This window comes from Bacillus sp. JJ722 (genome assembly GCF_036963345.1).
In the GTDB taxonomy this organism is placed as follows: Bacteria; Bacillota; Bacilli; order Bacillales; family DSM-1321; genus Bacillus_AD.
In genome coordinates this window covers 1-10,594 of the sequence record NZ_JBALMO010000374.1, presented here as the reverse complement: position 1 = coordinate 10,594, position 10,594 = coordinate 1, and the positions used below count along the sequence as shown (strand labels likewise).

Sequence of the window (10,594 nt, the reverse complement as noted above, 5' to 3'; positions counted from 1 at the left end):
TTATATGCCAATGGGGTTATGTGCTACTTTTATTGATAAACAATATGAATATAATCAAGGAGATAAGAAAATTAAAGTAGAGAAAGGTCAGTGTGTTATTGATTGTGGAGGCTGTTGGGGTGATACAGCACTTTATTTTGCTAATGAAGTTGGCAATAAAGGCATTGTATTCACAATGGAATTTATACCTAGTAATTTAGAAATTATGGAAAAAAATCTGGATTTAAATCCACAGTTAAAAGAACGTATTAAAGTTATTAAGAATCCAGTGTGGAATGTATCAAACGAACAACTTTATTTTGTAGATCAGGGACCAGCAAGTATTGTTACCGAGATAAAAAATAATAATGTTAAAGTGTATACCTTAAGTATTGATGATTTAGTTGAAAGAAATGAACTGAAAAGTGTTGGCTTTATTAAAATGGATATAGAAGGAGCAGAGTTATCAGCTTTAAATGGAGCGTGTGAGACAATAAAAAAATTCAGACCTACTTTAGCAATAGCTGTTTATCACAAAATAAATGATTTTCATGAAGTAACGAAATTTATTAATGGACTGGATTTAAATTATTCATTTTATTTAGGACATTATACGATTTATGCACAAGAAACGGTGTTGTTTGCTGTTCCAAATGAGGTTGATAATGAAAAAACGAAAAATTTACCAATATGAATTATTACAAAAAAAGTTAGCATCAGTTAACGAAGCTGTCTGTGTTTTTACAAGAAAAAGTACACAATCTGAGATATAATTCATTTCAATTGAAGAGCTTGTTCCTAAAGACCATTTACTTTTATCATTGAAAAAGTTCGACCATATTACCGTGAAGATAATGGAAGACCATCTCTTGACCCTCTCATTCTTTTTAAAATGATGTTTATAGGCTATTTATACGGTATTCGTTCAGAAACTTAGAAAGAGATTTTCCTTCAAGCGATAGAACATAAAATGGTTTCATAAGGAGAAAGTGAGAGGAAATCGACTTTTGAAAAGTGGAAAAGCTTTATATAGATTTAGAAAAGAAAAAGTTGAGCGAAGCTTCGCAGATTCAAAAGAATTGCACGGGCTTTGCTATCTCCGTTTGCGTGGTATTAAAAATGCTAGTGAGCAAGTATTGCTCACTGCTGCGTGCCAAAATATGAAGAAAATTGCCCTACATCTAGCCAAGATATAATAGATGTAGGGTCATTTTTATTATTAAAAGGTTTTAAAATCGAAGGTATATCCCTCAAAAGTGTAAACATAAAAAAAGCTTGTAGAAAAAGAGTGCCTTTCTCTACAAGCTGAACGTTAGCTAAGCTAACGTTTTTTTGTGTGAAATCATATTTACGGTGGCCTAAGAGATTAGGGGGATAACCCCATCCAATTCCATTTATTGTTGCTTTGTTTTTGGTTGTGGTATTTCTTTAATAACAAGATAAATCATTGTTAGAGTAACAGCCCAATTAACAAACATTCCTCCGATAACATTTGTTTGGAAGAATGCCATAATAGTGAAGAAAACTGTCGGTATGGTTGTGCTATAAGCGGTTATTCTCCACATATGGCGATATTGGAGTTTAGGGTTATATGTGCTTGCTAGTAGTTTTCCGACCATTGCAATAATAGTAATTTCGATAAACTTTAGTCCTGCAGCGAATATATAAGTAAATGAGCTGACAATAAGCACTAATACAATCAATAATCCATCGATTTGTTCCATGAAGCTTTCCACATCATCCTTGGTTAATGTAAATCCTTGGAAGAGTGAATAAGGTTGTGCTTGCATTGTTCCATTAGCAACGATTACAAATTCAGATTTCAACAGCGCTAGCCCGTTATCCGTCTTTGTTTCAACATCCTTAGCAGTTAGTGAACCAGTTCCATCAAAGATGATGTCGAAATTTTGATCGTTAAGTACGATAGGCTCCGTAGCTTCTGTATGAAGTTTACCGTTTTTTATTTCAAATGCTGGAATCTTATGCTCAATAGCTTCTTTAAAGGAAGCTACACCATCTTTTACACTAGTAGTTGAGTAAATGAAGGATGGTAAGGTTGAAATAAATACTAATAGGAAAACATAAAGAATGGTTTTTCCTATCCCTTGAAAGCGAAATTTGGCAATATCTTTCGGAGAATACAAACTAAGCCAAAACTGTTTGAAAATATTCATAGTGTCAACACCTTGTCTTACGTACTTTTTTCATATTCTATCCTTCTTGTATACATAATACAACGATTTTAAAGCAATCTATTAACAAACAGTTTGCTTTGTAATGTTTCTGTAATATAAGGGGGAGTTTTAGGATGTTTGTTAAGGAATTGTAAAGAATGTTAAATAATCCTTTACATAAATTGCGATTTCTCACATAATAGCAAAGTCTTATTTGTGGAATTTTGTCGAATTATCGCTTGAGGGGTTGAAATTTTAGTGGAATTGAATGTACAAGAAATGCTTTTTCAATTTTTGGGTGGACTAGGTATCTTCCTATTTGGTATTAAATACATGGGAGATGGTCTCCAAAAATCAGCAGGAGATAGATTACGTGATATATTAGATCGTTTTACTACGAATCCTTTTATGGGTGTGTTAACAGGTATTGTTGTTACTTGTTTAATTCAAAGTAGTTCTGGAACAACAGTTATTACCGTTGGATTAGTTAGTGCTGGGTTCTTAACATTACGACAAGCAATTGGAATTATAATGGGTGCCAACATCGGTACAACAATTACAGCATTTATTATTGGTATTAAAATATCAGAATATGCTCTACCAATTATTGCAGTCGGAGCTGTATTATTGTTCTTCTTTAAGAATAGAAAAATCCATAACTTAGGACAAATCGTCTTTGGATTTGGGGCATTATTCTTTGGTTTAGAATTAATGGGAGACGGAATGAAGCCGCTTCAGTCATTAGACTCATTCCATGATCTTACTCTTAGCATGAGTGATAATCCATTCCTTGGTGTATTTATCGGAACAGTCTTTACTCTTGTTGTTCAAAGTTCAAGTGCTACAATTGGTATTTTACAAGAATTATTTGGCCAAGGTTTAATTAGTTTAGACGCTGCACTTCCTGTTCTATTTGGGGATAACATCGGTACAACGATCACGGCTGTATTAGCCTCAATTGGTGCTTCAGTTGCGGCAAGAAGAGCGGCAGCTACACACGTCTTATTTAACGTTATTGGTACAACTATATTCATGATAATCTTGCCGTTCTATACAATGGTCATTGACATGATAAGAGACTCATTAGGCTTGAATCCGGAAATGACAATCGCGTTTGCACACGGAATTTTTAACGTGACGAATGCTGTTATTCAATTCCCATTCATTGCTGTATTAGCATATATTGTAACGAAATTAATCCCTGGTGAGGATTCAATTGTTGAATATAAAACAAAGCACTTAGATCCAATTTTCTTGGAACAATCACCTGCTATTGCAATTGGGTCTGCTCAAGAAGAAGTTGTACGCATGGGTAACTTTGCGATTAAAGGTCTAGAGGAAACGCAAAAGTTCTTTGAAAGTAAACAGCCGAAGAACTCAGAAACAGCTTTACAAATTGAAGATGCAATTAATAATTTGGACCGAAAAATTACTGATTACTTAGTATCGGTATCATCAGCTCCATTATCGCCACATGAATCTGAGAGACATGCGATTTTGGTAGATACTGTTCGTGATATTGAACGTATTGGTGATCACTTCGAAAATATAATCGAATATGTTGATTTCCAATTATCTAATAAAGTTACTTTATCTGATGACGCAATGAACGACCTTAAAACGATGTTCAATTTAACGCATACTACTGTGAAAGAAGCGATTGATGCTTTAGATCATAATAATAAAGAACTAGCGATTGATGTATTAAAGAAAGAGCGTAGCATCGACGAGCTAGAGAAATCTTTAAGAAAGAAACATATTGGCCGTCTTAGCGAAGGCAATTGTTCGGTTAGAGGTGGAATCGTTTTTGTTGATATCATCAGTAACTTAGAACGTATTGGCGACCACGCGGTAAACATTGCTGAAACAGTGCTTGGAGATAGCAAATATAAATATAGATGATCGTAGAAAATGCCCTTGTAATATAATACGAGGGCTTTTCCTATACTTATCTAAATGTATGTATACTTGTTATATGGCTCTGCCTAGGTTAGGAATAACTTTATATTTTTACATTGTCAAAAGAATTATTTTGTAACTTTTTCTTGAAAAAAGCGTATATAAAATGAAAAAAGGGTAATGAAAGATAGTAGACGGAGGAAGGGAAGAATTATGGAGATTGTTTATTGGATTATTATTGGGCTGTTGTTTGTGGTTGGTTTTGTTGGATTGATTTATCCGATTATCCCAAGTGTGTTCTTCATTATTGGTCCAATTATTCTTTATGGTTTTCTATTTACATTTGATCATTTCAGTTGGTTGTTCTGGGTGATACAAGGATTGTTTGTGGTTCTACTATTTATTGCAGACTATGCAGCTAATTTAATAGGTGTGAAGAAATATGGCGGCTCTAAAGCAGGTATATGGGGAAGCACCATCGGATTACTGGTAGGTCCATTTATCATTCCTGTCATCGGTATAATACTAGGCCCGTTTATTGGAGCTGTACTGGCTGAATTATTGGTGCATAGAAAGAACTTTAAGGAAGCGATAAAAATCGGGTTTGGTTCAGTAATAGGATTTATTTCAAGTGTCATTACGAAATTTGTTATACAAGCATTTATGGTTGCATATTTTCTTTTTGTTGTACTGTAAAAATTAAGCTTTTTATTTGAATGCGCAAACAAACTTTGTTAATCTTAACTTAACGGGCTAAAATACGGTAGTAACCGTGTTTTAGCTACATTATGCACTACATAGGAGGAAATAAATTATGTCATTTGAATTGCCACAATTACCATACGCATACGACGCATTAGAACCACATATCGATAAAGAGACTATGAATATTCACCACACTAAGCATCACAACACTTATATTACTAACTTGAACGCTGCTTTAGAAGGAAATGCAGAACTTCAAGCTAAGTCAGTTGAAGAAGTTATTGCTAAACTTGATGCTGTACCAGAAGCTATTCGTACAGCTGTACGTAACAATGGTGGTGGACATGCTAACCACACATTATTCTGGCAAATCCTTTCACCAAATGGTGGTGGAGAGCCTAAAGGTGAAGTAGCTGAAGCAATCAATGCTAAATTTGGTAGCTTCGATAACTTCAAAGCTGAATTCGCTAAAGCTGCAACAACTCGCTTTGGTTCTGGTTGGGCTTGGTTATCAGTAAGCAACGGAGAAATTGAAATTTCAAGTACTCCAAACCAAGACTCTCCAGTAATGGAAGGTAAAACACCAATCCTTGGGTTAGATGTTTGGGAGCATGCTTACTACTTAAACTACCAAAACCGTCGCCCAGATTACATTTCAAGCTTCTGGAATGTAGTAAACTGGGATGAAGTTGAAAAACGTTACCAAGCTGCAAAATAATAAATGAAACAAAAATCGGTGAGGGATACCTATTCCTCACCGATTTTTAGTTGGATGGGATGAATGATTGAAAAGTAATCTTTCTATTCAGTAAGCTAGTCTTTGAAGAAAGCAAGAGTCGTTTTAGCGGTTCTTGCTTTTTCTTGCATATTCACTCTTTCTTTTTCAAAAGCTAAAGCTATATATATGAAGCAATTGGAATCTTATAATTGCTTAGTTCTCACTCTTACATCATTTTGAATGAGAGCAGTTAGTGCTAGTTGGAATGGGATAAAGGAGAGTTAAAGATGATTGTAAGAAAAGTCTTGGGAGATATTCCCTTAACAAGAGATTTAAAGCTGTTACTCATTATTGGCGGACTATATAGTATAAGTGCCGCTTTATCAAACACATTTGTAAACATATTCTTATGGAAGCAATCAGGTAGTTTCTTTGAAATAGGTTTATACAATATAACGATTGTGATATTTCAGCCTTTGACGTTTATTCTAGCGGGAAGAATAGCGAAAGTGATTGATCGTGTAATTGTACTGCGTTTAGGTGTAATATGTTTAGCCGCATTTTATTTAGTGGTATTAATGGTTGGAAATGATGCAGTTCATTATATTCTATTACTAGGCGCCATTTTAGGTATTGGTTATGGCTTTTATTGGTTAGCTTATAATGTGTTAACTTTTGAAATAACTGAGCCAGAGAATCGTGATTTTTTTAATGGATTTTTAGGGATCATGTCTTCTTTAGGAGGAATGTTAGGTCCTTTTTTAGCTGGGTATATCATTACACATACATATGATAATGTTGGTTATAGCATAATTTTTGGTATTTCTATGTTTTTGTTCGCTATAGCGGTTGTTTTAAGCTTTTTCATTAAAAGAAGACCTGCACATGGAAAGTACTACTTTTTGAGAATTATTCAAGAAAGAAAAAATAATCGCAATTGGCATAAAATATTAATGGCACATATATGTCAAGGATGGAGAGAGGGTACATTTTTTTTTATCGTTTCAGTCTTTATCTTTATAACGACTGGTAGTGAGCTTTCTCTTGGTACGTTTGGTCTAGTGAATTCAGGAATTGGTCTTATTACATATTACGCTGCTTCAAGATTCATTAAGAAAGAGAGCAGAAAAAAAGCCATTCTCCTAGGTGGTCTCGGTTTATTTGCTTCGATTTTTTTATTGATTATTAAAGTTACTTATGTAAATTTGTTATTGTATGGTGCACTCATTGCTGTTTTCTACCCATTATTACTCGTTCCGTACATTTCACTTTCCTATGATGTGATCGGGCAGAGCTGGAAAGCTGGTGAAATGCGAGTTGAGTATATCGTAGTAAGAGATCTTTACTTAAACATAGGAAGAATTTTATCTATTCTTGTTTTTTTAATAGGAATTTCTTTCTTTAATATGAAGGATGTTCTTCCTTATTTATTATTACTTCTTGGATCTGGGCATTTGTGTATTTACTTTTTAGTGAAGGATATTGAGATAGGTGTAAATAGCCGGAAATGATTTCCCTATTTAATTTTATGTTTTTTTGCTAGAAAAACAATCGCTGTTTATATACAATAAGAGAGGTGTGTAGTTCAAAATAAAGAAGGATGTGTGTATAGTATTGAGGAGAAAAATTAAAGACAAAAAGAAAAAATCGCACGTTCCTTTTCGATTAAATATACTTTTCTTTGTTATATTTATTTTATTTACGGCTTTAATATTACGTCTTGGTGTTGTACAAATCGTGTACGGAGATGACTATCGTCGTGAAATAGAACGTACAGAAGATGTTACGGTTAACAGCTCTGTACCACGTGGGAAAATGTATGATCGAACTGGTAAAACGGTCGTTGATAATACGCCAGTAGATGCGATTACATATACCCGTCTTCAAGGAACAACGACGGAAGAAATGTTAGAAACCGCACAGAATTTAGCGAAGATTATTGATAAAGAAACTAAAAAAGTAACAGAGCGTGATAAAAAAGACTTCTGGATTCTTATGAATCCTGAAGAGGCTAAAAAGAAAATCACAAAAGAAGATCAAAAACTTTATGAAGATGAGAAAATTGATGATAAAGAATTATATAAACGTCAATTAGAACGAATTACAGAAAAAGATTTGAAGTCTCTTTCAGAAGCTGAATTGGAAGTTTTAGCGATTTATCGTGAACTAGCCAGTGCAAAAGCATTAACTCCACAAATCATTAAAAATGAAGGTGTAACAAAAGATGAAGTAGCGATTGTAAGTGAGAACTTAGAATCATTACCGGGTGTTGATGTAACAACGGATTGGGATCGCGATTACTTATATGATGATACTTTGAAATCAGTAATAGGAAAGGTTTCAAAATCTGAAGAAGGGTTACCACTTGAACAATTAGATTATTACTTAGCTAGAGATTATAATCGTAACGACCGCGTTGGTACAAGTTATATTGAATATCAATATGAAGATGTGCTGCAAGGTCAAAAGGCTAAAGTGAAAAATGTTACGGACAAGTCAGGTAATGTGTTGGAATCTGCACTTCTTTCAGAAGGTACAAGAGGGAAAGATTTAGTCCTTACTGTAGATATGGATTTACAGCTTGCTGTAGAGAAAATTATTGAAGATGAATTACGTCAGAAGAAATCCTATGGTGCTACAGGCTTCCTAGATCGTGCCTTTGTTGTTTTGATGGATCCAAACACTGGAGAAATACTATCAATGGCTGGTAAACAGTACGCACGAGATGAAGAGACAGGAAGAATGGAATTTAACGATTTTGCACTTGGTAATATTACAACTTCGTACACGATGGGTTCTGTTGTAAAAGGTGCGACAGTCTTAACAGGTTATAAAACGGGAGCGATTTATCCTGGTTATTCAGTTAATGATGCACCAATGGTTATTAAAGGTACGCCACCGAAAAAATCATGGAAAAACATGGGTACAATTAATGATTTAACAGCCTTAAAACAGTCATCAAACGTATATATGTTCCAAACGGCTATCAAAATTGGTGGCGGTGAATACCGATATAATCAATCGTTGAAAGTAAAACCAGAAGCTTTTGATATCATGCGTTATTATTTCAGTCAATTCGGTTTAGGCGTTCGTACAGGAATTGATTTACCGAATGAAATGGCAGGATTTAAAGGTCAAGAGAAAATCTCAGGTAAACTTCTTGACTTATCTATCGGCCAGTATGATACGTATACAACGATGCAATTGGCTCAATACATTTCCACCATTGCCAATGGGGGTAAACGAATACAACCTCATATTGTAAAAGAAATTAGGGAGCCAGCGGAAGATGCTGCATCGCTAGGTCCGGTCGTGCAAGAAATATCACCAGTTGTTTTAAATACGTTAGACATGAAACCTTCATGGATTGAACGCGTACAAACAGGCTTTACAAAAGTAATGCAAGAACCAGGTGGAACAGGCTATAGAGCGTTTGGAAGTGCTAATTATGAACCTGCTGGGAAAACAGGTACTGCGGAGGCGTTCTATGATGGTCCACTTCGTAAAAATTATAATGAGCCACCGGAAACTATGAATCTATCATTAGTTAGCTATGCGCCTGCAAATGATCCAGAAGTTGCAATGGCTGTCGTTGTACCATGGGCATATCAAGGTAGAAGTGGCCACAGCATTAACTTAGATATAGGACGTAAAGTAATGGATACGTACTTTGAATTGAAGGAAAAACGTGATACAACCTCTAGTACTAACGAGGACGATAATGAATAATAATGAAAGCTTGCTTCGGCAAGCTTTTTTTATGTTCAAAAACAAAATGAATGTATACAATTACTATGAATAAATGACAGCTCCTGCAACTCCAGATAGAAAAATGACAAATAGAGGATGCATACGTAATTTCAATAGTGCGAATAAAGAAAGTCCAAAAATGATGAGCAAGCTAATCGTATACCAGGAAATATGCAAGCTAATTAGGTTATTTGAAAGTGCAAACTTTAATGCTGCAAAGATTATTAAGCTGGTGACAATTGGTCTTAAGCCATAAAACATGGATTGTACTAATGGATAATGATTTAATTTACGAAAAAGAGTTGCGACAAGAAGAACGATTAAAAATGCTGGTAGTAAAATCCCGATAGTAGCAACAATCGCTCCTGATATACCCGCTGTTGAATATCCAACAAGAATAGCGCTATTTGTTGCAATTGGCCCTGGAGCCATTCCAGCAATGGCAATTAAATCTGTGAATGTTTGAATTGTCATCCATCCATGTTTCGAGACCTCGCTTTCTATTACCGGAATCATAGCATAACCGCCTCCGAATGATATAAAACCAATAATTAAGAATGATTGGAATAGATTCCACAGCAACATATGCTTCACCTCGTTTTTTTATAATCCTATGTTTGTTGAGTCTTTTATTTTCTCTTTGTATCTCTGCTTTTGATCACTTTCATTTGCATTCTTTCGTGAGGCTACTCTATTTTTAAAAGAAATGATTATAACTCCGAGTGCAGCACTCGATAAGATTGCAACAATTGGGTGAATAAAGAAGAGAGCAGCAATACCAACTATAAACAGAAAGACTGTAGATTTATCAATCAGTGCTGTTTTTCCAATATTAATTGCTGCATAGATGATTAAAGCAACAATTGAGGCTCTAATAGATTGGAAAGAAGCATTGATCGTAGGATTATTTTCCATGAATATATAGAGTATCCCCAATAATAGTACGATGAAAAACGTAGGTAATGACACGCCTATAATAGCTACAATCGCTCCACTTATCCCACCAATTCGAAAGCCAATAAATGTCGCAGCGTTTAAAGCAATTGCTCCTGGAATTGATTGAGATAATGCAAAGACGTCTGTTACTTCGTCTGTATGTAACCATTTTCTTTTATATACTACTTCTTTCTCTATTAGCGGAATCATTGCAAATCCTCCACCGAACGTGACAGGAGCGATTTTAAAAAAGGTCCAAAATATTTGCAATAGCTTTTTGCATTGAGTATTCATTATTTCACTTCCTTTCAATCATTGCTACATGTGGTTTATGTTAATATTCTTGTTAATTAACTTATCAAGGTGAGGGTAAAAGGTAAATTGCAATAAATGCATAGGGTATAACAGAATGTTATTTATCATTTTCCGACAG

Annotated in this window: 9 protein-coding genes and 2 pseudogenes; 8 read left to right on the top strand and 3 right to left on the bottom strand. The window is 34.6% G+C overall.

From position 1 onward, the window contains the following. The 3 genes and pseudogenes from V7014_RS26365 to V7014_RS26360 form a co-directional block, all read left to right on the top strand. On the top strand, positions 1-673 hold a 673-nt coding region (locus tag V7014_RS26365; RefSeq protein WP_335511968.1), incomplete at its 5' end, for an FkbM family methyltransferase. Between the two features lie 88 nt (positions 674-761). Further along, positions 762-910: pseudogene (locus V7014_RS27415) on the top strand (transposase); the annotation flags it as partial. A gap of 49 nt (positions 911-959) precedes the next feature. After that, positions 960-1,175 (top strand): annotated as a pseudogene (locus tag V7014_RS26360) (transposase); the annotation flags it as partial. Between the two features lie 198 nt (positions 1,176-1,373). On the opposite strand, the gene V7014_RS26355 reads toward V7014_RS26360, so the two are convergent. Further along, positions 1,374-2,153: a DUF1189 domain-containing protein gene (locus V7014_RS26355; protein ID WP_335511966.1), complete on the bottom strand. Its 780-nt coding sequence runs from the start codon at positions 2,151-2,153 to the stop codon at positions 1,374-1,376. 258 nt (positions 2,154-2,411) lie between these two features. On the opposite strand from V7014_RS26355, the gene V7014_RS26350 reads away from it, so the two are divergent. The 5 genes from V7014_RS26350 to V7014_RS26330 all read left to right on the top strand — a co-directional run bounded on the left by V7014_RS26350 (position 2,412) and on the right by V7014_RS26330 (position 9,204). Continuing rightward, on the top strand, positions 2,412-4,055 hold the full coding sequence (locus V7014_RS26350; RefSeq protein WP_335511964.1) for a Na/Pi cotransporter family protein: 1,644 nt from the start codon (positions 2,412-2,414) through the stop codon (positions 4,053-4,055). 210 nt (positions 4,056-4,265) lie between these two features. Beyond that, entirely contained in the window at positions 4,266-4,748 is a 483-nt protein-coding gene (locus V7014_RS26345; RefSeq protein ID WP_335511962.1) for a DUF456 domain-containing protein, read from the top strand. A gap of 118 nt (positions 4,749-4,866) precedes the next feature. Continuing rightward, complete coding sequence (locus V7014_RS26340) at positions 4,867-5,475, top strand: superoxide dismutase (RefSeq protein ID WP_335511960.1); 609 nt, start codon at positions 4,867-4,869, stop codon at positions 5,473-5,475. Between the two features lie 287 nt (positions 5,476-5,762). Continuing rightward, positions 5,763-6,986, top strand: a complete 1,224-nt coding sequence (locus V7014_RS26335; RefSeq protein ID WP_335511958.1) for an MFS transporter — start codon at positions 5,763-5,765, stop codon at positions 6,984-6,986. A gap of 103 nt (positions 6,987-7,089) precedes the next feature. Further along, a complete protein-coding gene (locus V7014_RS26330; protein WP_335511956.1) occupies positions 7,090-9,204 on the top strand; it encodes a peptidoglycan D,D-transpeptidase FtsI family protein in 2,115 nt (704 codons plus the stop codon). 63 nt (positions 9,205-9,267) lie between these two features. Here V7014_RS26330 and V7014_RS26325 read toward each other — a convergent pair whose 3' ends face one another. Both V7014_RS26325 and V7014_RS26320 read right to left on the bottom strand, forming a co-directional pair. Next, a complete protein-coding gene (locus tag V7014_RS26325; RefSeq protein WP_335511954.1) occupies positions 9,268-9,810 on the bottom strand; it encodes a chromate transporter in 543 nt (180 codons plus the stop codon). Positions 9,811-9,828: 18 nt separating this feature from the next. Then, positions 9,829-10,455 (bottom strand): chromate transporter, encoded by a 627-nt coding sequence (locus V7014_RS26320; RefSeq protein ID WP_335511952.1) that lies wholly within the window; start codon positions 10,453-10,455, stop codon positions 9,829-9,831. Between the last annotated feature and the right edge of the window lie 139 nt (positions 10,456-10,594).